The organism is Geobacter sp. FeAm09 (assembly GCF_008330225.1).
Classification (GTDB): domain Bacteria; phylum Desulfobacterota; class Desulfuromonadia; order Geobacterales; family Pseudopelobacteraceae; genus Oryzomonas.
The window spans coordinates 530718-552941 of the sequence record NZ_CP042466.1 but is presented as its reverse complement, the minus strand read 5'-3'; the positions used below and the strand labels follow the sequence as shown (position 1 = coordinate 552941).

Here is a 22224-nt window from a genome sequence, read left to right as displayed (position 1 = left end):
TTGAATTTTACGGGCGCTGCGGGTAATCTTCTTAAAATTTGCCAGGTTGCCGCTGAACGGCCTCGCAGGAGATTGCCGACAAGCTGTTTGAGGAGACCCGCTGAATGGACCCCGTCCGCCACCTGAAAATATCCGTGCTGGTGCTCCTGCTCCTGGTATCGGCAGGCACCACCGGCTTTATGACCATCGAGAAGTGGCAACCGCTCGACGCCCTCTACATGACGGTCATCACCCTGAGCACCGTGGGGTTCAGGGAGATACACGATCTATCCGACGGCGGCAAGATCTTCACCATGTGCCTGATCGTGGTGGGGGTGAGCGTCCTGGGCTATATCGTCGGCAGCCTGGCCCAGATCATGTTCGAGGGGCAGATTCAACGGGTTATCGGGAGGAAAAAAGTGGAGAAGATGATCGAGGCACTGGGGGGGCATTACATCATCTGCGGCTTCGGCCGGATCGGCTCGCTGATCTGCAAGGAGTTCAAGGCCAATGGCCTCCCCTTCGTGGTGGTGGAAAAAGACGGCGATACGCTTGAAAAAGTCAAGGAAGAAGGATATTTGCACATGAGGGGGGACGCCACCCAGGACGAGAGCCTGCTCAAGGCCGGCATAAAGCGGGCCCGCGGCCTCATCTCGGTGGTCACTTCCGACACGGAAAACGTCTACATCACCCTCACCGCCCGCGGCCTCAACCCCGAACTGTACATCCTGGCCCGTTCCGGCGAGGAAGGGTCGGACATCAAACTCAAACGGGCCGGGGCCAACAAGGTGGTCTCCCCCTACCTCATCGGCGGCAGCAGAATGGCCCAGTCGGTGCTGCGCCCCAACGTGGTCGATTTCATCGAGATCGCCACCGGCAGCGAGCACATGGACCTGCAGATGGAGGAGATCACCATCCCCCCCCACTCCGCCTTCGTGGGGGAAACCCTGGTCAGTTCCGGTTTCCGCAAGGAGATCGGCGTCATCATCGTCGGCATCAAAAAGGCCCACGGCAAGATGGTCTTCAACCCCCACTCCCAGGCCAAGGTCGAGGGGGGCGATACCCTGATCGTCCTGGGCGAGCCGGGCGCCATCACCAAACTGGACGACCTGGTGGCGCGCACCGCCACGGACGAGGTCATCAAACAACACCGGAAAGAGCACAGCGACCATGAAAAATAGGATCCACGCCCACGTCCCCTATCCCCAACTGCCCGAATACCTGCCCTATCTGGTGGAGCGGCACATCAACCCCGAGATCTACCTGCCGGCCGAGGCGCTGGACCGCATGGCCTGGGAGGAGTTGGCCGTCCAGGCCCACGCCATCCACACGGCGGGACTTGCCGTCACCATCCACTCCCCCTTCATGGATCTGAGCCCCGGCGCCCTGGATGCCGGCATCCGGGAGGCGACCCGGCGGCGGTTCCACCAGGTGTTCAAGGCTGCGGAACTGCTGCGGCCGCGGGTGATCGTGGTGCATCCCGGGTTCGACGACCTGCATTACGGCGATAACCGGTTGGCCTGGCTGGGCAACAGCATCGAGTTCTGGCGGGAGTTCATCCCCTGCGCCCGGGAACTGGACACGGTCCTGGCCGTGGAAAACATCTTCGAAAAGGAGCCTTCCACCCTGCGGGCGCTTCTGGAAGGCATCGACGATCCCCGCTTCCGGCACTGTTTCGATGTGGGGCACTGGAACATGTTCACCACCGTGCGCATGGAGGAGTGGTTCGCCGAACTCGGCCCGTACATCGCCGAGAGCCACATCCACGACAACCACGGCCAGACGGACGAGCACCTGCCGCCGGGCGAGGGGGAGATCGACCTCGACCTGTTTTTCGGCCTCTTGAAGCATTACGCGCCCGACGCCGCCTGGACCATCGAGGCCCACAGCATCGAACACCTGCAACGGGCGCTGAAGACTATCCCAAACTATCTGTGAGGAGCCAGAACATGCCGGAAACCATTCTCGTCAGCGGCGGCTGCGGCTACATCGGCAGCCACGTCGTCCGCCAACTCAGCGAAGCGGGGCGCAGGGTCGTTGTCTACGACAATCTCTCCACCGGCTTCCGCGACGCCCTGATCCACGGAGAGGAGTTGATCGTGGGGGACCTGGCCGACCGCCAGACCCTGGAGGCGGCGTTTGAACGCCACCGCTTCACCACGGTCCTGCACTTCGCCGCCTCCATCGTGGCCCCGGAGTCGGTTTCCCTGCCGCTCAAATACTACGGCAACAACACCCGCAACACCCTGGGGCTTCTGGAGACCTGCACGAAGTTCGAGGTGCGGCGCTTCATTTTCTCCAGCACCGCCGCGGTCTACGGCATCCCCGACGGCGACGCGGCCTCCGAGGAGAGCACCCTGGCGCCCATCAACCCCTACGGCACCTCGAAGCTGATGAGCGAGTGGATGCTGAGGGACACTTCCGCCGCCCACGGCATGCAGTACGTGGCCCTGCGCTACTTCAACGTGGCCGGTGCCGATCCCCGGGCCCGCATGGGGCAGCGCACCCCCGAGGCGACCCACCTGATCAAGGTGGCCTGCCAGGCCGCCCTGGGAATGCGCGCAAGCGTAGCCATCTACGGCACCGACTACCCGACCCCGGACGGCAGCGGCATCCGCGACTACATCCATATCGAAGACCTTGCCGCCGCCCACCTCTGCGCCTTGCAGTACCTGGAGGAGGGGGGCGAGCCCACCGCCATGAACGTCGGCTATGGCCGGGGGGGGAGCGTGCGGGAGGTGCTCAGGATGGTCAAGGAGGTCAGCGGGGTGGATTTCACGGTGAAAGAGGCGGGGCGCCGTCCCGGCGACCCGGCCTCGCTGGTGGCCAAGGCCGACAGGATCAGGCGGCTGACCGGCTGGCAGCCCCGGTATGACGACCTGCGGACGATCGTCGCCGACGCCTGGCGGTGGGAGAGTAAACTGGCGGGGCGCTGAATCGACGATTGCGGACGGTGTATGGCCCCACCCGTGCCGCAGGCGCGGTATGGTCATCCGGTGTGCCGTTTCCGCCGGCGCGATTGGGCGGCATCCCGTACGGCGTTCAGGCGCCGCCGGCAAACAGCCGTTTTTGAAACCGGAAGGCCACGTTGACCAGGCCGATCATCACCGGCACCTCCACCAGCGGCCCGATCACGGCGGCGAAAGCAGCCCCGGAATTGAGCCCGAACACCGCCACCGCCACGGCGATGGCCAGCTCGAAGTTGTTGCTGGCCGCGGTGAAGGCCAGGGTGGTGGTCTTGCCGTAGTCAGCCCCCAGGCGCCTGCCCATCCAGAACGACACCAGGAACATGACCACGAAATAGACCAAAAGCGGGATGGCGATACGCAGCACATCCAGGGGCAACTGCACGATCAGCTGCCCCTTGAGGCTGAACATGACCACGATGGTGAAGAGCAGCGCCACCAGGGTGATGGGACCGATCCGGGGGACAAAATTCGCGTGGTAGCGTTCCTTGCCCACCAGCCTCACGCCGACCAGACGGGTCAGGGCCCCGGCGATGCAGGGGATGCCCAGGTAGATGAAAACGCTCTTCGCAATCTGGCCGATCCCCACATCCACCACCACCCCTTTGAGGCCGATCAGCGGCGGCAGCACGGTGATGAAGAACCAGGCGTAGACGCTGTAGAACAGCACCTGAAAGATGCTGTTGAAGGCCACCAGCCCGGCGGCGTACTCGGTGTTCCCTCTGGCCAGCTCGTTCCAGACGATCACCATGGCGATGCAGCGCGCCAGGCCGATCATGATCAATCCCACCATATACTCCGGCTTGTCCGGCAGAAAGACGGCCGCCAGCACGAACATCAGCAGCGGGCCGATGAACCAGTTCTGCACCAGCGACAGCCCCAGCACCTTCCCGTTTCGGAAGACCCGGGGCATCTCCTCGTACTTCACCTTGGCAAAAGGGGGATACATCATCAGGATCAGCCCCGCGGCAATGGGGATATTTGTGGCGCCGACCTGAAAGCTGTCGATGAAGCCCTCCACCCCCGGCACGAGCCAGCCGAGTCCCACGCCCAGGGCCATGGCGGCGAAGATCCACAGGGTCAGCCAGCGGTCGAGAAACGAAAGTTTGCGGGATACGTGTTCGCCCATGATGTATGCTCCTGAAACCTGAATTTGGCCACAGCCAAGCCTGTCGCCATAAACGCTACACAATTTAGTTGTAAAATGCAATTAAATTGTGTAACGTTACCCACAGGAGAACAACCGATGAAATCCATCCGGGAAGAACTGCAGATATTCGTACGCCGCTTCGGCCTGCTGAACGCCTCCTGCTGCGACGAATGCTGCGGCGAGCAGGTGTCCATGGTGCAGAGCCACATCCTGTTCGAGATCAGGAGAATGGGGAGCCCGTCCATGCAGCAGGTGGCCGAGGAACTGGGCATAGACGTCACCACCTTCAGCCGCCAGGCCAAGAGCCTGGAAGGAAAAGGCCTCATCACGCGGCAGGTTTCGCCCGACGACCGGCGGGTAAGCCTCCTGGGGCTGACCGCAGGCGGGGCCGAGGTGCTGAAAAAGATCGACGGCTACATGGCGGCCACCCTTGAACGGGTCTTCTCCCACATGAGCGGCTTCGAGCGGGACACGGTGGTCAGGTCGCTGGAGCTTTTGAACGAGGCGGTGGCCAAGGCCGGCGACGACGCCTCACAGCAGGGAGGTAAAATTGCATGTTGCAACTAAATAACGGGACAGGCGGCCCCATGAAGATCACGAGCATCCGCAGGGCCACGGAGGCGGACCGCACCCCGGCTGCCTCCACTTGCGGCGAAGCCTCCGGTGACGGGCTGGACAAGCCCCCCTGCTGAGGCCCCCCGACCTCCGCCGGGGGCGGAGAGATCACGGACAAGGTACCCGGTTTCATCGAGTGGCTGGAAACCCCGGCCGGCCGGGTGCCCAGAATCGCGTCCGAACTCGGATTCCGGGACCGTCTGGGCGCCTGCAAGGCCCGCTGGGGCATCGGCAGGATGAACTACATGGTGCCGCCCGGCATCTACGCCATCGGGCGGCCCACGGCGGCCGATCCGGTTGTGGTGACCGCGAACTACAAGATGAGTTACGACATCATCCGTCGTACCCTGGCGGGACGCAACGTCTGGCTGCTGGTGCTGGAGACCTACGGCATCAACGTCTGGTGCGCGGCCGGCAAAGGAACCTTCGGCACCGGCGAAGTGGTGCGCCGGGTCGCGGCCACCGGGCTGGGCAAGGTGGTCAGCCACCGCCGCCTGATCCTGCCGATCCTGGGGGCGGCGGGCGTGGCGGGGTATCAGGTGACGCGGCGCTGCGGCTTCACGGTCAGCTTCGCCGCCATCAGGGCCGCCGACCTGCCGGAGTACCTGGACAACGGCATGGCCACCACCCCGGCCATGCGGCAGTTGACCTTCACCCTCTACGAACGGCTGGTGCTGGTGCCGGTGGAACTGGTCATGGCCCTCAAATCCGTCGCCGTCATCGCAGGTGTCGTGTTGCTGCTCGTAGCCGCCGCGGGGGGCCTCACGGCCGGCGTGACGGCCCTTTTCGCCTATGTGGGTGCGGTCGTGGCCGGGGTCGCCGTCGGGCCGCTGCTCCTCCCCTGGCTCCCCGGCAAGAGTTTTGCCGTCAAGGGGGCCGTGGCGGGGGTGATCTGGGGCGGGGCGTTCTACCTTCTGGCCGGAGGTCCCGCCTGGGGTATGCCGGCTATCGGCGCCCTCTTCCTGGCGCTGCCCGCGGTGAGCGCCTTCCACACCCTCAATTTTACCGGGTGCAGCACCTACACCTCCCGTTCGGGGGTGAAGAAGGAGATGCGCATCGCCCTGCCGGCCATGGGCGGCGCGCTGCTGGCGAGCGTGGTGCTGCTCCTGGCGGGAAAATTTCTGTAATTACGAAGGAGCGAGCCATGAAAGGCTTCCGATATTTGCGCGACGTGGTAACCCTTGAGCTGGACCGGGCGGCCTGCACCGGCTGCGGCAGGTGCCTGGAGGTCTGCCCCCACCAGGTGTTCTCCCTGGCGGAAAAGAAGGCGGCCCTCCGGGACCGGGACGCCTGCATGGAGTGCGGCGCCTGCGCCCTCAATTGTCCGGTCAAGGCCATCACGGTGGACGCCGGGGTCGGCTGCGCCTCGGGGATGATCAACGAGTGGCTCCAGGAACGCAAACTGCGCGCGCCGAGCGGCACCTGCTGTTCCTGATGCGTTGCGGTACCGGCGTCGAAACCACGACCATTACGGAGGGAACCATGTTGCCGGAACAACAGCAGAAGGCATTCGGAGAGTTTTACGACACGGTCAGGGAAAATCGGATCCTCGATCCCAAGACCACGCTCCTGCTCCACCTGGGGGCAGCCATGGCGTTCGGCTGCTCCCCCTGCATGGAGTATTACCTGGGGCAGGTGGAGGGGGCCGGGATCACGGCCGAGGAGATCGGCGCCGTCCAGGGCGTGGTGATGGCGGTTGCCGCCGGCAAGGTCAACGCCCAACTCGGCGAGGTGCAACGGCGCATGCGGAAAGAACGGAAGGCCTCCATGAATGAGACGCTGACATGAGCGGCCCCGCACGTAATGGTCCCCGGGATGGCGCCCCGTCCGATCGACAACGGCAGAAGGCAGCGGTCTTTCTCGGGCTGCACCAAGGTCCGGATACCCTGGTTCTCCCCAATGCCTGGGATGTGACGAGCGCCAAAATCTTCGAACAGGCGTCGTTCCAGGCCATCGGCACGACGAGCAACGCCATTGCCGCCTCCCTCGGTTACCCGGACGGGGAACATATCCCTTTCCCGGAAATGGTGGCGGTGATCGAGCGCATCGCACGGCATACCGACCTTCCGGTCAACGCCGACATAGAGTCGGGCTACGGCACGGCTATCACCGCGGTTGCCGGGACGGTCAGGAGCGTGATCAAGGCCGGGGCCGTGGGGGTCAACCTGGAGGACGCCACCCGTGACCCCGGGCGGCCGCTCTTTGAGCCGGGCGTTCAGTGCGAAAAACTGCACGCCGTCAGGGAAGCCGCCGACGCCCTCGGGATCCCCCTGGTCATCAACGCCCGGACCGACACCTATTTGACCCCCTTCCAGGACCCGGAGACGCAATTCCGGGAGACGGTGAAGCGGGCCAATGCCTACCGCGAGGCGGGCGCCGACTGCATCTTCGTCCCCGGCAGGCTCGACAGGGACCTGATAGCGCGCCTGGTTGCGACGATCCATGCGCCTCTCAATATCTTCGCCACACCCGTTACCCCAAGTGTTCCCGAACTGAATAAAATGGGGGTGGCACGTCTGAGCATCGGCCCCGGGGCATTCCGGGCGGCCTTGGCAGGCACCGCAAGGATTGCGGCCGAACTGGCCGGAGAGGGGACCTATAAAACCCTTTTCGGCGAGGCCTTGACGAAAGCGGAGGTCGAGAACCTGCTCAACCGTACAAGCTCTTATTCGGAAAGTGCGGCGAGATGATCCCTGCTTTTTGTTTGTAAGTTTGACGGTTTCAACCCATCCTGGCTTTGGCAGACGCCCAAGCGAGCGACTATCCCCGGGCCGTTTTACGGCTTGACCTTCTCTTGCCATGCCGCAAATACCAAAGGGCGGATGCCGAAACGTATCGCATTCCCTTCGTGCAGGTTTTCAAACTCTTCGAGGACAAGCTCTACGAACGTGTTATGGTCTTCTGCGCTTACCGAGAGAGGAATGGCCGCTGTCACTGTTTCTTTGGTCGGCCGTTGCTGTTGCAGGACAATCGCCCTGACTGTTTCGCCGAGTGCCTGCCGGTACCGCAAACGGAAGGTGTCCGGCGGCACGAGTTCCTGGCGGATTGCCAGATACTGCTGACAAGAACGTTCATAGGCCCAGACAAAGACATCACGCAGCAGTTCGACTCTGTTCAGTTCGTACACCCCGAGCATGGCTTCTACATACGCACGTGCCGGAACGTCGATGAATGAAAGAGGGCAGAGATTGTGCCGGATCAAGGGAATATTGGCGGCCAATCTGGAAACACGCTTATTAACGTCTTCAAACGGTTGCAGGTATGGCAGATGCACCATGAGGAAGAAAGCCTGCTCAAATGGGTCTCTGATCTCCTGGGCCGTGGAGAGAATTATCCTGAAAAGTTCTTCAAGCCGCTGCGGCATGGCAATCGGCAGGTAGACACTTCCGCCGATGTCAACCGGACGGTGACGAATCCTTCCACAGGCGCTGCCGTGTGCCAGAAGCCCATCAGAAAGAAGTGCATGCAGGTTTAAGATGGTGAGCGGGGTAACGTCGACCAGATCTGCCTCATTCACCAGCAACTCGATGGCAGCCTTGTGGTTGAGGATCATCTGTGTTTCAAGGGCATCCTTCCCTTCGGCCGCCTGACCGAATTCAATCAACCGCTGTGTGTCGAGGCGGCTATAGGTGTTGCCTTCAAGTCGTGAAGAGGCCCAGGAAAGATCGATCAGCAGCCGGTTCAGAATATCTCTGGCAAAGGTCCCGGCCGGATGTTCATCTTCGGGTGGCGTGCCGATCTGACGAAGCTGTTCCCGCAGTTCGACCGTTAGGTAGCAGGTCTCGTTAGGGTAATACGCTTCGAGAAAACCTTGGTCATATCCGACAGGCTTGCGCATCTGGCGAGGCTGGCGGACATATGCCATGATTTCCTCACCTTCAGGCGATAGAGGCACGTATTGTTCAAGAGCGATTATGTCGGCAGAGGAGATTGCTTTTGCATCTTCAGCATGCAAAAGCGCATCTTGCCTGACAGGCAAGTATACACGCCCCTTTTTCTCTCCAACCGGGGCAATCCGGCCCCGGTCATGCAGCACCACGAGCCGGCGCAACAGAGTCCGCCGCTGCATTGCAAATCCATGCACCGAAAGCTCAGCTTCTAATGCAGAGACGCCGATGCCTTCCTGGTGCCCGGCAATGCACTTTTCAATTAATGTCAACTCGTTATCGGCAATAGTCTTGATCACCTTGTTACCCCATGGCCCTTGTTTTCCGACACTATTAATGACACATCTTGTCTGAAAAATCAATTTAACAGACAAAATAATTGTCGCAAAAAAGCACTCTCAATAGGCGTGACAATGCCGTATTATTCGAACAGTCACAATTAAAATGAAGAATTACGGCGGGAACGCCGCAGGAGGTAAGGGTGCCGGAACTCCCCGAGGTGGAACTGACCCGACGCAGGCTGGAACCGGATTTGATGGGCAAGAGGGTTGAACGTGTGGAGGTGCGGGCTCCGAAGCTCCGCCTGCCGATTCCCGAAGAACTGGCAACAGTCCTGCCGGGGCGGACCATCCGTTCCGTGGCACGGCGGGGCAAGTACCTGCTGCTGGACTGCGAGGCGGGGTGGCTCATCATCCACCTGGGCATGACCGGCTTTCTCCGGTTCCTCCCCCACATCACGCCGCCCGGCAAGCACGATCATCTCGATATCCGTTTTGCCGGCGGCTCGGCGCTCCGCTTCCACGACCCGCGCAAATTCGGCACCGTGGCCTGGACCACCGACGCCCCGGCGGGGCATCAGCTCCTGGCCGGCATCGGCCCGGAACCGCTCACCCCCGCCTTCGACGGCGACTACCTCTTCCAGGCGAGCCGTTCCCGCACGGTTGCGGTGAAACAGTACATCATGAACGCGGCCACGGTGGCCGGGGTCGGCAACATCTACGCCAACGAGGCGTTGTTCCGCGCCGCGCTGCGCCCCGACCGGACCGCCTCCTCACTCTCCCTTCCGGAGTGCGAGCGGCTGGCCCTCGCCATCCGGGAGGTGTTGCAGGAATCCATCGACCAGGGGAGCACCTACCGGGTGGCGGAGGACTCGGCCGCCTACCATCCCCTGGAGTTCACCGTGTACGGGCGGGGCAAAGGGAGCTGCACCCGCTGCAACGGGGCGCTGGAAGAGATCCGGTTGGGGAACCGGAGCACGGTCTTCTGCCCCCGCTGCCAACGATAGCCTCCTACCCCCCGGCCTGCCTCTCCACCCCTCTGTATCAAAAGATTACCCCCCAAGCATGACGCACGCAAAAGGGCTGCCGATCGGGCAGCCCTTGCCGCTTCAGGCCTGCCTGTCCGCTTCAGCCTCGCCCGACGAACTCCCGCAGGCTGGCGATCATGGACGAATCGGCGGTCGGGTCGATGTGCGGAATCTTGGTCTGCCCCCCAGCTTGCCGCGCACCGTCCTGGACCACTCGTAGATCGTCCCTTCACCTGCCGTCACCACCTGGGGCGGGTGGATGCGCCCCTGGCGGCGGAACGTGGCGTAATCGGCGTTCATGTCGCACAGGGCGATGTCCAGCAGATGGGCGGCCTGCTCCGTGTTCCCGCCCGCCCCCGCCGTGGCCAGCACCCACACATGCCGCCGGGCCGGCACGTCGGCCCCGACCATGAATTCCCGCACATTCCAGCTTCCGAGGGCGTTCAGCTCCGCAATGGCCCGTTCCACCTCCCCCTGGGTCACCTTCTCCTCCAGCTTGTCCAGAAAGCGGTCCCGGCCGGTGAACTCGATGAAATGCGGTGCGAGCGAGGTAAAACGGATGGTGTCGCCGATGTGGTAGCGCCACAGCCCGGAACAGGTGCTGAGGATCACGGCGTAGCGCCGGCCCGTCTGCACCTCTTCCAGGGGGATCGCCACGGCGTCCCGCGCCGGCCTCCCCTGCTCGTCCAGATCCTCGAAGCGCACGAACTCGAAGAACGCGCCGTAAAAGGGTGTCAGGCGCATCTGGGCGTCCCCCTGCCGCTGGAACGCCATGAAGGCCTCGGAGGAGGGGAGAAGCTCCAGCAGATGGGGGAGCCGCCCCGGGAACAACGCCTCGAACTCGCTGCGGTAGGGCTTGATGCTGGTGCCGCCGTGGATGATCAGTTCCAGATGGGGCAGTAGCTCCGTCAGCGGCCTGCCCCCCATCTCGGCGCAGTGTTTCAGGAGCAACAGAATCCAGGGGGGCACGCCGGAGATGACCCGGATGTCCGGGTCGCCCAGCAGCAGTTCGGCCATGGCCTGGAGCTTCTCCTCCCAGGGGAGGGCCGACACGGGGGCCTGGGGCTCCACGAAGGGGTCGAGCCAGCGGGGCCGGAAACGGAGCGTGATGGCGCTCATGTCGCCGGAACAGATGCCCTCCCCCATGTCGTTCAGTTCGGTGGAGCCGGACATGTAGAGAATCTTGCCGGAACCGATGCGCGACGCCCGCTGGGCGGCGAGATAGCAGGAGATCATATCCGTGGCCGCCCGGCGGTTCTCGTCGAACATCCGGCCGGAAAACGGGATGTACTTGGTCGGGGCGGTGGTGCCGGAGGTCTCGCAGAACATCCGCACCCTGCCGGGCCAGGTGACGTCATCCAGGCAGATCCGTTTTGTGCCGTCCATGCCGATGCGGCAGCCGGCCTGGAAATAGTCGTCCCAGAACTCCTGGTAGGTGCGGATCGGCACCAACTGCCGGAACCGCGCGTAGGCCTGGTCATAAGGGAGGCGCGCCAGGACCGGGAAGTCGTGGTCGCGGCCGAACCGGGTCCCGGCCGCCGTGCCGACGAGCTGCTGGAAGATGGCCCGCTGGGTCGCGAGCGGGTCGCGCTGGTGGAAGCGCCGGGCCCTAAAGGCGGCCGTCTGTCTGATGAGCCCCTGCACGGGGCCTGTCCGCAATGCCTGCCTGAGAAGGGCCATGGATCAGACCGCCATCTGGAGCAGCGGCGCCGAGAGCTTGCTGTACCAGCTTTCCAGCAGGGGGTTGTAGGCGTCGTGGTGGAAGATCATGGAGGCGTGGGGCACGCTGTCCCCCTCGTTCTTGGAGATGACCTTCTTCACCCGGCAGTTGGGAAACAGCCTGGTGTAGCGGCACGAATCGGCAAAAAGGGCCAGGGTCGGCGACAGCGGCACCAGGATATCCCCCTCGTTTTCCGCCAAAAGCGTCAGCACCGGCCCGGCGAAGACCGAGCCGTCAAGGGTGGGGAACGCAAGCTCCCGCAGCGCCTTGACCCGCTCGTACCCCCCCAGGGCCGAGGTATGGGCCAGGACATCCATGATCTTGCGGCGAATGGCCAAATGCTTGCTGCTCAGCACCCGGTTTTCGGCGCCGGCGGCGAACAGGGCCTGGAAACAGCGCCGCGAGCGTTCCACCTGCTTCTCCAGTTCGTCCCGTTTGGCCGGGTCGGCGGTGATGATCTTCTGCAGGCTGCTCTCCAGGAAACGGATGCCGTCCCGCTTCTCCCCCGAGGGGCGGATCAGGTCGTCGGTGCAGATGACCGGACTGACCAGGAGCAGGCCGCGAATCTTCTCGTGGATCTGTTCGTCGGCCCGCCGGAGAAAATCCACCAGCAGGCCGGAGCCGAAGCTGACGCTCATGATCAGCGGCTTGGTGCCCCGGGCGTGGATATCGTCGATCAGGTCGGACAGTTGGGCGGAAAACATCGCGGCCGAGAAGCCGTTGCGGGGATAGTTGAAATAGTAGATGCTGCCGTAGCGGCGCAACAGCGGGCGCTGGAATTCGATCGTTTCCGTGGCGTCCGGCACGAAACCGGCGACCACGATGGTCGGCAGGGACCCGGCCCCCTTTTCCCGGAACAGTTGGCACCGGACGCTGGGCATATTGTGAACGCTCTTCATCAGGCCGAATTCGCGGCGCCGGTCCCGCGGGGCGTAAGGTTTGATGGCCATGGAGCGCATGAAGCCGTGTGCCATGGTCGCTGCCGAAACAAGTACGGGGTGGGTCTCTTTCGCCGGGCCGGTCTTTAACGAAACGGATTTCATGTCGCCTCCTGATCTTCGTGCCTGCTCCCGCCAGTAAAGCACGGCAACGTTACGCACCGGCGGCGAACGGGCAACAGTTGGTGAAGATTCTGTTGCGATCGCGAAAAAAGCGCCGGGACCACGACTTCGATCCCGGCATAACATGGGGGGAACAACTGGTGCGGCAGGCTGCCTGCGGTCAGGCCGCCCGGCCGCTCTGGAGGATGGTGCTGTAGGCGGCGCCGCTGGCGGGGGCCCGGAGCAGGGTGAACCTGCGGGCGTTATGGCTCATCTCGGCCAGCACCGCCCGGTTGTTGAGAAAGTACCGGATGGCGGCGGCCAATTCCGCCCCGCTGCCGGCGCCGAAGACCATGCCGGTCTCGCCGTCGGCCATCAGCTCCTTCGGGCCGCCGGCATCGGAGACGATCACCGGCAATCCCGAGGACTGGGCCTCCAGGACCACATTGCCGAAGGTGTCGGTGGCGCTGGGAAAGACGAACAGGTCGGCCGAGGCGTACCCGTCCTGCAGCTCCTCCCCCGCCAGATAGCCGGTGAAGAAGGCCGGATACCCCACAAGACGCGCCTCCATCTCCTGGCGGTACGGCCCGTCGCCCACGATCACCAGGGAGGCGTCGAAGCCGGAGTCGATCAGTTCGGCGAACGTATCCGCCAGCAGTTCCAGCGATTTTTCCCGCGATACCCGCCCCACGTAGAGGAGCCTGATCCCCTCCGGGATGCCGCGGCTGGTCCAGAAATCGGCCCGGCGCCTGACCGGCGTGAACTGCTCCGTGTCCACCCAGCGCGGCAGCGGCTGCATCTTTTCCTGTGCCAGGCCGCGGGAGAGGAGCTGCTGCCTGGTCCCGTTGGACGGCACCATGACCTCCTCCATCTGGTTGTAGAACCAGATCATGTAGCTCCAGGCGGCCTGTTCCAGGAACTCGTCGTTGGTCAGGCTGCGCACGTACTGGGGGATGTCCGTGTGGTAGGTGCCGGCCACCGGGATGTCCATCATGCGGGCGATCAGGAGTCCCAACAGGCCGACGGTTCCGGGGGTGCTGACATGGATGCGGGTGAAGCCCCCCTGTTCGATGTAATCCATGACGTCCAGGATCGGCGGGAAGGAAAATTTCAGTTCCGGGTATTCGGGCAGCACGAAATCGCCCACCGATTCGAAACGCTTGACCCCCTCGGGGAGCGGGGCGTCGGCATTCCCGGCGGTGATCACCGTCAACTCCACCCCCCGGTTGCGGGCGGTCCGGATCAGGCGGTGGATGGTGATGGCCACCCCGTTGATCTCGTCCAGGGTATCGGTGAACAGGGCGATCTTCTCTACCCCGCCGTCGCCGGCATGGGGAAAGGTCTCCTTGAGGCCGCGCATGATGTCCTTGCCCTTGTGCTGATGGTGGAAGGCCAGGTAGTAGGGGGTCACCAGCAGGTGCACCAGGCCGATGGTGGACAGCGTGGTGACGTAGTCGAAGAACCCGGCGGAGAGGGGCAGCGACATCAGGCGGTTGGTATAGATGTAGATCATGCGGTTGGCCAGATAGCTGGTCACGGCGAAGATGGTGCGGTTCTGGTCGGCCCCCTTGAGCGTGGCCAGAAAGACGCCGTCGTTGAGCAGCGTCCGTGCCTCCCGGTCCAGGACCTCCTCGAAACTGCGGCTCCGCTGGCTCCGGGACGCGGGGATGTTTTTGAGGATGAACAGCCGAAGCTTTTCCACGAACGATTCCCGGGCCGAGCCCACATTGAAGAAGCGGTTCAAGAGGGCGCTGATGAAGGGGGTCGAACTGTGCCGGCGGTCGCCGAAGCGCTCCCGGTAGAAACTGTGGGCGATGCCGTACATGCTGTGGGCCATGGTCAAGGGGCCACCGCTCTCCCCCTCGGGACGGCTCCGCCCCGCCTTCACGGCCTCGATGAAGCCATCCACGCCGTCGGCGCCATCCACCGCCGTGTGGGCGCGGCTGATGAACAGCCCGCCGTGGTCGTCCGAGCCCCCCACCATCCCCTTGATCCACGGCGTGGCACCGTAGGGGCGGATATCGTGCCGGTCGGCGAGCCGTTCCAGGATCTCCCGGTCGAGGCCGGTGACGATCTGCTCGGTAAAGGCGTTGAACCGCCGTGCCCGGCACCCGTTTCTCACCTCGAAGGTGGTGAAGAGCACCAGGGACTTCTCGATGATGGCGGTGGTCAGCTTGTCGTTCTGGGCGTAGAGCGGGTGGGCCAGGAAGTGGGCAATCCCCTCCCGGTGGAGATAGGCCACCATCTCGTAGATGTTCCTGCGCAGTTCCATGATCTGGCGGAACTGGGCCTCGGTGATGTGCAGCACCACCACGTGGACCTTGCAGCCGGTTTCCGGGAAGTAGGCGGTGATCTCGGAGCTGACGAACGCACCCGGCAGGTGGGCAATCTCCAGGGCGCCGTTGATGCTGTTGTGGTCGCTGATGGTGACGAAGTCCATGCCCCGGCTCCGGGCGGTCTGGTAGAGATAATCGGGCGAGGTGTAGCTTTCGGGGCAGTTGAACTTGCGCATGGCCCAGTAGGTGGGCTTGTTGGAGTGGCTCGAATGGACGTGCAGGTCTGCTTTGTAGGTTCGCATGGTCGGGATGGTAGCAGGCGAAGATTACAAACATGTTGTGGCTCTGCAATAGTTGTGTGGCTGTTCGGGGCGCGGCGGGGGCATTTTTTCTGCGCCCTGTTTTTTGTCCTTGACAGCCCGGCTGCCGATCGATATATTGATTTCAGTTTTCAATATCATATTGTGACATCAGCAGTACCACCACCCCACACAGAGGAAGCGGCACCCATGGTTCATCACACCGGAAGCCCGACAGATACGGACAGAACGCAGCATGCGGGCAGCGGGCGCACCGGGCGTGCCGACCATGGAAACACCCCACGGCAGGGGGGCATCGGCGGAGAAGCCGACCCTTGTGGCCTGTCCGGCCGCTTTCACAGCAGCAATCTCACCGGCGAGAATCTGAACAGTTGAGTTGATCCCTACGCACTCCGAAGGGCGTCACTGCCCTTCTTTTGCCCTTTTATTGATAACGATTATCAATATCCATTTACCAGAGAAAGGAGAGGACCATGAGCGTTGTGCTGATCGGCGGGATGGACCGCCTGGAGCCGCAGTATCTGAGGGAGGCCGAGAAAGCCGGCGTGCAGTTGAGCGTGTTCACCACCGCCCAGAACGGCATCGCCGCGAAACTGAAACATGCCGACGCCGTGGTGATCTTCACCAACAAGGTGTCCCACCGGGCCAAGAACGAGGCCATGACGGCGGCCCGCGCCAACGATATCCCGGTCTTCATGCACCACGCCTGCGGGGTCTGCACGCTCCGCGAGTGCCTGAAATGCATGCATATCATCAACCATAAAGGAGGAATGAAGGATGCCTGAGGCCATCATCACAGGGGGGAAAAACGGCATGGGGGAAATGATGCGGAGGGGGATCGCAGCGGTGGCACTGCTGGGCATGGTGACTCTGGGCGCGGCCCAGTCCTTTGCCGGGCCGCCGCTCGTCACGGACGATACCGGAACCGTGGAGCCGGGCCATGCCGAAGTGGAGTTGAACGGCGGCTACGCCTACGACAAGGAGTCGGGCAACGGGATCGCCACGCGCCGCGAGGCCTTCGACGGCGAGATGAAGATCACCACCGGCATCACCAAGGATCTGGGCGTGTCCCTGGCGGTCCCCTATCTCTTCAGCGAGCGGGTCAGGGAGGATGGCCAACTGGCCGGGACCAACGACGGTTTCGGCGACATGACCCTGGAGCTGAAGTACCGCTTCTTCGAGCACGAAGGGCTGAGCCTTGCCATCAAGCCGGCCATCCTTCTGCCCACCGGCAAATACAGCACCGGGCTTTCGGACGGCAGATGGGGCTTTGGCGGTGCGCTCATCGCCACCCGGGAATTCGCGGAGGGGAAGTACCTGCTCCACGCCAACCTGGGGTATGAGCACCACGGTTTCCGCACCGACATCCAGAGGGACGAGAACCGCTCCGACCTCTGGTCCGGCTCCCTGGCCGGCGAGGCCCAAGTCATGAAGGGGCTGACGCTGGTGGCCGACCTCGGCCTGTCCACGGCCCAGGACAAAGCAACCAGCGAACTGTGCAGCTACGGCCTGGTGGGCGCCCGGTACGAGGTGCTCCCGTTCCTGGATGTGGACGCCGGCGTCAAGGTCGGGCTCACCGCGCCTGAGGACGATCTGGCCCTGCTCTACGGGGTGGTGCTCAAATTCTAGCGAGCCATGTCGCCCGCTCCCCCCGGGGAGCGGGCGAAGAAAGGGAGTCGAGCCAATGATGCCATTGGGACTGATGGGCCCCGGAGAGCGGGGCGAGATCGTCGAGGTCGGGCAGTGTACGCCGGAATGTGGCGAATGCCGCTGCACCAAGGAACGCAAACCGGGGGACGTGCGGGTGGAGGACATGGGGCTCAGGGTCGGCAAGCAGGTGGAGATGCTGAACAACAGCGGCAGCCTGGTGCTGCTGAAGGTGGACGAATCACGGATTGCCGTTGATCGCGGCGTGGCCATGAAAATAAAGATACGGAGGTAGGGGATGCATCTGGCGATGATGAAACCGGGACAACAGGGGAGGATCGTGCGCATCGGGACGGCCATCGGCCCCATGAAGCGGCGGCTGATGGACATGGGGGTGCTGGCCGGCGAACCGGTCAGGGTGGAAAAGGTGGCCCCCCTGGGGGACCCGATGGAGGTGACCATCAAGGGCTACAGCCTCTCGTTGCGCAAGAAGGAGGCGGAAGGGATCGAAGTGGAGGTGGCCCCATGACGGAACAGGCACAGCACCCCGGCCGCGACGCCGCTGCGCCGCCGGAGACGCGCCCCCTGGTGGTGGCCGTGGCGGGCAACCCCAACGTGGGCAAGTCCACGCTGATCAACGCCATCGCCGGCACCCGGCTCCAGGTCGGCAACTGGCCCGGCGTGACCGTGGAAAAGAAGGAGGCCCTGTTCGAGCATAACGGCCGGAAGATCCGGCTGGTGGACCTGCCCGGCACCTACTCCCTCTCCCCCTACACCCAGGAGGAGATCATCGCCCGGGATTACCTGGTGAAACAGCGGCCCGACCTGATCGTCAACGTGGTGGACGCCACCAACCTGGAGCGTAACCTGTACCTGACGGTGCAGCTCCTGGAACTGGGCATCCCGGTGGTCATGGCCCTGAACATCTACGACGAGGCCGAGGGCAAGGGGTACCGCTTCAATCTCCACGATATGGAGATGATGCTGGGCATCGACGTGGTCCCCACCTCCGCCACCCGCAAAAACGGCCTGACGGAGTTGCTGGACAAGGTACTGGATACGGCCGCACACCCGGCCGACCATGCCCCGCGCATCCTCAACTACGGCGACGACATCGAGACCGCCGTGGCCCTGCTGCACGACACCCTGCGCCGGGAGCACCCGGCCCTGTTCGGCCTCTATCCGGAGCGCTGGCTGCTCCTCAGGCTCATGGAGGGGGACGAGCGCCTGCACCGGGAGATCAACCTGGGCAAGGACGCCCTGCCGGAGGAAATCTTCCACCACCTGCGCCGGGCTCACGGGGAAGACCTGGAGGCGCTCATGGCCGACGCCCGCTACTCCCAGGCCGCCGGGCTGGCCCGGGAGGTCCTCTTCAAGAAGGAGGGACGCCGGGTCGAGATGACCGAACGGATCGACCGGGTGGTGCTCAACCGCTTTCTCGGCATCCCCATCTTCCTGGCCGCCATGTGGCTGGTGTTCAAGCTGACCTTCGACCTTTCCAAACCGTTCGGGGACTGGATCGGCGACATGGCCGGCGGCCCCTTCAAGCATTGGGCGGCACTCCTTTTGGGCATGGTGGGCGCCCCCGACTGGACGGTTTCCCTGGCCACCGAAGGGGTCATCTCCGGGGTCGGCTTCGTGCTGGTGTTCGTCCCGGTCATCTTCATGATGATGTTCTTCATCACCTTCCTGGAAGGGAGCGGCTACATGGCGCGGGCCGCCTTCGTCATGGACCGGGCCATGCACGCCATGGGGCTCCACGGCAAATCGTTCATCCCGCTCCTGCTCGGCTTCGGCTGCAACGTGCCCGGCATCTACGCCACCCGGACCCTGGAGAATCCTCGCGACAAGGTGCTGACCGCCCTGTTGATCCCGCTCATGTCCTGCGGGGCGAGGCTGCCGGTCTACGTCCTCTTTGTGGGGGTCTTCTTCCCCAACAATCCGGGCACGGTGATCTGGTCCCTGTACGTGCTGGGCATCGCCCTGGCCATTGCCATGGGGGTTCTTTTCAAGCGGACCCTCTTCCGGGGCGAGGCCCCCATGTTCATCATGGAACTGCCCCCCTACCGGATGCCCTCCTTCACCAGCCTCTGCCTGCACACCTGGGAGAAGGGGAAACACTTCCTCATCAAGGCCGGTACCTACATCTTCGCCGTTTCCATCTTTGTCTGGTTCCTCCTGAACCTCCCCTGGGGGGTGGAGCAGAAGAAGGATTCCTACCTGGGACAGGCGGGACAGGTGATGGCCCCGGTCCTGAGCCCACTGGGCTTCGGCACCTGGCAGGCGGCGGCGTCCCTGATCACCGGCGTCATCGCCAAGGAGATCGTGGTCGGCACCATGGGCGAGATCTACGCGCCCAAGAAGGATGAGCAGAAAAAACCCGAGGCGAGCTTCGGGGAGGATCTGCGGGAGATCGCCGTCTCCTTCGGCAAGGCGGCCGGGGAAGCGGCCTCCAATGTGGTCTCCACCTTCGGCGTCTCCAGCCTTTCGGCTGACGAGAAGGAGGACCGGGGCCCCCTGAAGGCCACGATTCAGCAGACCTTCACCCCCCTTTCCGCCTATGCCTTCATGGTGTTCGTCCTGCTCTACATGCCGTGCGTGGTGGTGGCCATCGCCATGCGCCAGGAGTTCGGCTCGTGGAAATGGTTCGGGGTGGCTTTCGTCTACCAGAGCGCACTGGCCTGGGGCATGGCGCTGATCGTCTACCAGGGGGGACGGCTCCTGGGATGGGGGGTGTGACATGGGAACATGGGATATCGTGCTGATGGCCGCCATACTGGTCGGCGCGGCTTGGCTGCTCTACCGCTCCCTCTGGAAGAAAAAGGGGCATTGCCACGGTTGCGACGGCGGCAGTTGCGGCGAGCGGTGAGACGGGATGGCAGGTTAGCCCGGCGGCGGGTGGTGGACGCCCCGCCGCCGGAGCGCCGGGAGGGATGCAATGCCCCTGATATTCGCAGATGAGATGTTTGTGGGGGAAACGGCGGAGGTCGTTTCCCTCAGCGAGACGACACCTGAGATCAGACAACTGAAGAACATGGGGCTCAGGGAAGGCAAACTGATCGACCTTCTGTACTACGACCCGCTGGCTTCCCGCAAGGCGGTGATCGCCGCCGACGGTACGCGCCTCGCCTTCGATGCCGGCCTGGCCGCCCACATCATGGTGCGCCCCATCAAGGAACATTTCGAGATCATCCGGGATATGGCCCATTACGACAATCTGACCGGCTGCCTCAACCGCCATGCCGCCGGGACCATCATGCGCAGCGAGGTCGAGCGCTTCTCCCGCGAGGGCCTGCCGCTGGCGCTCCTCATGGCCGATCTCGACCACTTCAAGACCATCAACGACACCTACGGTCACGAAGCCGGCGACAGCGTCCTGAAGAGGTTCTGCGACCTTACCCGCCAGGGGCTGCGCCGTTCCGACCTTTTGTGCCGCTGGGGCGGCGAGGAATTCCTGATCCTGTTGCGGGGGACGCTGGCCGAAGAGGCGCAGCGCATTGCGGAACGCTTTCGGGAACGGGTCGCCGCGGCGCTGTTCCCCCCCTTCGACCGGTGCGGCCTGGTCACGGTCAGCATCGGCGGCGCCGCGGTCCCCCCGGGGAAGGATTTCGCCCGCCTGGTTGCGGACGCCGATGCGGCGCTGTACCGCGCCAAGCGGGAGGGGAGGAACCGGGTGGCGTTATGCTGAAACTCCTGGGGAACAGACCCGGCGCCACGTCCAACGGCACGCCGCTTCCCGGAGCCGCTTCCGGGCAGACGGCCTGCGCCGCCGCCTGCCCCACCCTGCACCAGTTCGCCGAGGCGCTGGGCAACGCCGTGGATGCCAAGGACCCGCAGCTCTACCACCATTCCCGCGATGTGGCCGAGGTCGGCCGCATCCTGGCGGCCGGCATGGGGCTTTCCCCCGGTCTCGTGGAGGTGATCCACATCGCCGGGCACCTGCACGACATCGGCAAGATCGGCATCCCCGATGCCGTATTGAACAAGCAGGGAGCCCTGGACGAGGAGGAGTGGTCCTGGATGAGACGGCATCCCGAGATGGGGGCGGAGATCGTGCGCCCGGTACCTGCGTTCAACCGCCCGGGAGACGTGGCCGACATCATCCTCAGCCACCACGAGCGCTACGACGGCAGGGGGTATCCTTCCGGCATGGGCGGCAAAGCCATCCCCCTGGGGGCACGGATCGTGGCGGTGGCCGACACCCTTTCGGCCCTGCTGCGGGACCGTCCCTACCGGCCGGGGTGCAGCTTCGAGGAGGCGGTCGCCGAGATCGGCCGCTGCTCCGGGACCCAGTTCGACCCTGCCGTGGCACGGGCTCTGGCGAGGATGCGGGACGAGGTGCGCACGGTGCTGCTCGTCGTCCCGGAGGCGCCCTTGGCGCCGGAAGTGCCGGCATCGTCCATCCGGCCGCTGCGCAGGAAAGAAAGGGGGGCCTGTGAGACCGGACCATGACCGGCAATTTTACGATTACCTGGGCGCCCGGGGCCTCAAGCTGACCCGGCAGCGGCGGCTCATCCTGACGGCGTTCCTTGCCCACGGGCACGGGCTGAGCGCGGACGAGTTCTTCCGGGAGTTGCGGGCCCAAGGCCACGCCATAGGTTACGTCACGGTGTACCGCACCCTGAAACTGCTTGCCGGATCGGGGCTCGCCAGGGACATTCGCGCGGACGGGGGCCCGACCCGCTATGGGTCGGTTGCGGAAGAGACGAACTGAGAGGGAGAAGGTTCCATGTGCGCAGCAGCCGAAAGCGTGCGGCGTTACAGCCGCTTCTTCAAAACCCAGCGCGCCGTGAAGGTGCTGGACTACGGCACCGGCACCATGCGTAACGCCTGCTATCTCTCGGAGCGGGGTTTTACGGTCTATGCGGCGGACCTGCCGGAACAGGTGGCAAAGCTGCGCAGCCGCCCCGCCGCCCGGCAGGTGAAGCGCCTGCTGGCCACGGACGAGCTTTCCGGCAGCCGCTTGGGCGTTGATCTGGTGCTTTCCACCTATGTCTTCAATATCATCATGGCAGAGGAGGAGCGGCACGCCTACCTGCAGACCGCCGTCGCCAACCTGAAGCCGGGCGGCTACCTGATGATGGAGGTGCGCTGCCGCCGGCCGGACGAGGTGTGCGGGCACTCCTGCGACGCCCGCCTGTCGCCCGGCACGTGCGCCAAGACCCTGAGCCACGGCGAGCTGGACCTCATGCTCGCTCCCCACGGGATGCGGCGGGTCAGCCATTACTACCGCAGCCACGCCCTGGCGGCCATCTACCGCCGCGACGGCACTCCCCCAGGGTAAAAAAGCAAAGCCCCTGTTTCCCGCCGGTACCGGG

General features: G+C 64.0%; 24 protein-coding genes. 19 read left to right on the top strand and 5 right to left on the bottom strand.

Annotation, left to right across the window (positions count from 1 at the left end; translation table 11 throughout):
* Positions 1-104 precede the first annotated feature (104 nt).
* From FO488_RS02575 to galE, 3 genes are read left to right on the top strand one after another with little or no spacing between them, the layout of a single operon-like run.
* Positions 105-1160, top strand: coding sequence for a TrkA family potassium uptake protein (locus FO488_RS02575; protein ID WP_149209096.1), 1056 nt, complete (start codon positions 105-107; stop codon positions 1158-1160).
* Positions 1150-1917: a sugar phosphate isomerase/epimerase gene (locus FO488_RS02570; protein WP_149209095.1), complete on the top strand. Its 768-nt coding sequence runs from the start codon at positions 1150-1152 to the stop codon at positions 1915-1917. The genes FO488_RS02575 and FO488_RS02570 overlap by 11 nt, the downstream gene beginning before the upstream one ends.
* A gap of 11 nt (positions 1918-1928) precedes the next feature.
* On the top strand, positions 1929-2915 hold the full coding sequence (gene galE, locus FO488_RS02565; protein WP_149209094.1) for a UDP-glucose 4-epimerase GalE: 987 nt from the start codon (positions 1929-1931) through the stop codon (positions 2913-2915).
* 106 nt (positions 2916-3021) lie between these two features.
* Here galE and arsB read toward each other — a convergent pair whose 3' ends face one another.
* A complete protein-coding gene (gene arsB / locus FO488_RS02560; RefSeq protein WP_149209093.1) occupies positions 3022-4074 on the bottom strand; it encodes an ACR3 family arsenite efflux transporter in 1053 nt (350 codons plus the stop codon).
* A gap of 117 nt (positions 4075-4191) precedes the next feature.
* Between arsB and FO488_RS02555 the strand changes: the two genes are divergently transcribed.
* The 5 genes from FO488_RS02555 to FO488_RS02535 are packed head-to-tail and all read left to right on the top strand — an operon-like array spanning position 4192 to position 7400.
* On the top strand, positions 4192-4662 hold the full coding sequence (locus FO488_RS02555) for a MarR family winged helix-turn-helix transcriptional regulator (protein WP_149209092.1): 471 nt from the start codon (positions 4192-4194) through the stop codon (positions 4660-4662).
* 20 nt (positions 4663-4682) lie between these two features.
* On the top strand, positions 4683-5837 hold the full coding sequence (gene hgcA / locus FO488_RS02550) for a mercury methylation corrinoid protein HgcA (protein ID WP_255516542.1): 1155 nt from the start codon (positions 4683-4685) through the stop codon (positions 5835-5837).
* Positions 5838-5854: 17 nt separating this feature from the next.
* Complete coding sequence (hgcB, locus tag FO488_RS02545; protein WP_149209090.1) at positions 5855-6145, top strand: mercury methylation ferredoxin HgcB; 291 nt, start codon at positions 5855-5857, stop codon at positions 6143-6145.
* Positions 6094-6498, top strand: a complete 405-nt coding sequence (locus FO488_RS02540) for a carboxymuconolactone decarboxylase family protein (protein WP_205743334.1) — start codon at positions 6094-6096, stop codon at positions 6496-6498. Before hgcB ends, FO488_RS02540 begins: the two co-directional genes overlap by 52 nt.
* Complete coding sequence (locus FO488_RS02535; RefSeq protein WP_149209089.1) at positions 6495-7400, top strand: isocitrate lyase/phosphoenolpyruvate mutase family protein; 906 nt, start codon at positions 6495-6497, stop codon at positions 7398-7400. Before FO488_RS02540 ends, FO488_RS02535 begins: the two co-directional genes overlap by 4 nt.
* 86 nt (positions 7401-7486) lie before the next feature.
* Here the strand turns inward: FO488_RS02535 and FO488_RS02530 are convergent, their stop codons facing one another.
* Positions 7487-8896 (bottom strand): Fic family protein, encoded by a 1410-nt coding sequence (locus FO488_RS02530; protein ID WP_240732140.1) that lies wholly within the window; start codon positions 8894-8896, stop codon positions 7487-7489.
* Between the two features lie 182 nt (positions 8897-9078).
* On the opposite strand from FO488_RS02530, the gene mutM reads away from it, so the two are divergent.
* Complete coding sequence (mutM, locus tag FO488_RS02525; RefSeq protein WP_149209088.1) at positions 9079-9882, top strand: bifunctional DNA-formamidopyrimidine glycosylase/DNA-(apurinic or apyrimidinic site) lyase; 804 nt, start codon at positions 9079-9081, stop codon at positions 9880-9882.
* 156 nt (positions 9883-10038) lie between these two features.
* Here mutM and FO488_RS02520 read toward each other — a convergent pair whose 3' ends face one another.
* From FO488_RS02520 to FO488_RS02510, 3 genes are all read right to left on the bottom strand, one after another.
* Positions 10039-11583 carry a GH3 auxin-responsive promoter family protein gene (locus FO488_RS02520; protein ID WP_370514309.1) on the bottom strand — a complete coding sequence of 515 codons (1545 nt, stop codon included), beginning with the start codon at positions 11581-11583 and terminating at the stop codon, positions 10039-10041.
* 3 nt (positions 11584-11586) lie between these two features.
* The gene (locus FO488_RS02515) at positions 11587-12666 is read right to left on the bottom strand and encodes an alpha/beta hydrolase (protein ID WP_149209087.1); all 1080 of its coding nucleotides are present in this window, start codon (positions 12664-12666) and stop codon (positions 11587-11589) included.
* Positions 12667-12844: 178 nt separating this feature from the next.
* On the bottom strand, positions 12845-15241 hold the full coding sequence (locus tag FO488_RS02510) for a glycosyltransferase (protein WP_149209086.1): 2397 nt from the start codon (positions 15239-15241) through the stop codon (positions 12845-12847).
* A gap of 491 nt (positions 15242-15732) precedes the next feature.
* On the opposite strand from FO488_RS02510, the gene FO488_RS02505 reads away from it, so the two are divergent.
* The 10 genes from FO488_RS02505 (at position 15733) to FO488_RS02460 (ending at position 22190) form a co-directional block, all read left to right on the top strand.
* Positions 15733-16044 (top strand): DUF2325 domain-containing protein, encoded by a 312-nt coding sequence (locus tag FO488_RS02505; RefSeq protein ID WP_149209085.1) that lies wholly within the window; start codon positions 15733-15735, stop codon positions 16042-16044.
* Positions 16037-16888, top strand: coding sequence for a transporter (locus FO488_RS02500; protein ID WP_240732139.1), 852 nt, complete (start codon positions 16037-16039; stop codon positions 16886-16888). Before FO488_RS02505 ends, FO488_RS02500 begins: the two co-directional genes overlap by 8 nt.
* 55 nt (positions 16889-16943) lie before the next feature.
* Entirely contained in the window at positions 16944-17201 is a 258-nt protein-coding gene (locus FO488_RS02495; RefSeq protein ID WP_149209084.1) for a FeoA family protein, read from the top strand.
* Positions 17202-17204: 3 nt separating this feature from the next.
* Positions 17205-17435, top strand: a complete 231-nt coding sequence (locus tag FO488_RS02490; RefSeq protein WP_149209083.1) for a FeoA family protein — start codon at positions 17205-17207, stop codon at positions 17433-17435.
* Positions 17432-19645 (top strand): ferrous iron transport protein B, encoded by a 2214-nt coding sequence (feoB, locus tag FO488_RS02485; RefSeq protein ID WP_149209082.1) that lies wholly within the window; start codon positions 17432-17434, stop codon positions 19643-19645. Before FO488_RS02490 ends, feoB begins: the two co-directional genes overlap by 4 nt.
* 1 nt (position 19646) lies before the next feature.
* A complete protein-coding gene (locus FO488_RS02480) occupies positions 19647-19775 on the top strand; it encodes a FeoB-associated Cys-rich membrane protein (protein WP_149209081.1) in 129 nt (42 codons plus the stop codon).
* A gap of 69 nt (positions 19776-19844) precedes the next feature.
* Positions 19845-20594 (top strand): GGDEF domain-containing protein, encoded by a 750-nt coding sequence (locus FO488_RS02475; RefSeq protein WP_149209080.1) that lies wholly within the window; start codon positions 19845-19847, stop codon positions 20592-20594.
* Positions 20588-21358, top strand: a complete 771-nt coding sequence (locus FO488_RS02470; protein WP_149209079.1) for an HD-GYP domain-containing protein — start codon at positions 20588-20590, stop codon at positions 21356-21358. Before FO488_RS02475 ends, FO488_RS02470 begins: the two co-directional genes overlap by 7 nt.
* Complete coding sequence (locus tag FO488_RS02465) at positions 21342-21620, top strand: Fur family transcriptional regulator (protein WP_168205843.1); 279 nt, start codon at positions 21342-21344, stop codon at positions 21618-21620. The genes FO488_RS02470 and FO488_RS02465 overlap by 17 nt, the downstream gene beginning before the upstream one ends.
* A gap of 15 nt (positions 21621-21635) precedes the next feature.
* Positions 21636-22190 carry a bifunctional 2-polyprenyl-6-hydroxyphenol methylase/3-demethylubiquinol 3-O-methyltransferase UbiG gene (locus FO488_RS02460; protein ID WP_149209077.1) on the top strand — a complete coding sequence of 185 codons (555 nt, stop codon included), beginning with the start codon at positions 21636-21638 and terminating at the stop codon, positions 22188-22190.
* The last annotated feature ends 34 nt before the right edge of the window (positions 22191-22224 follow it).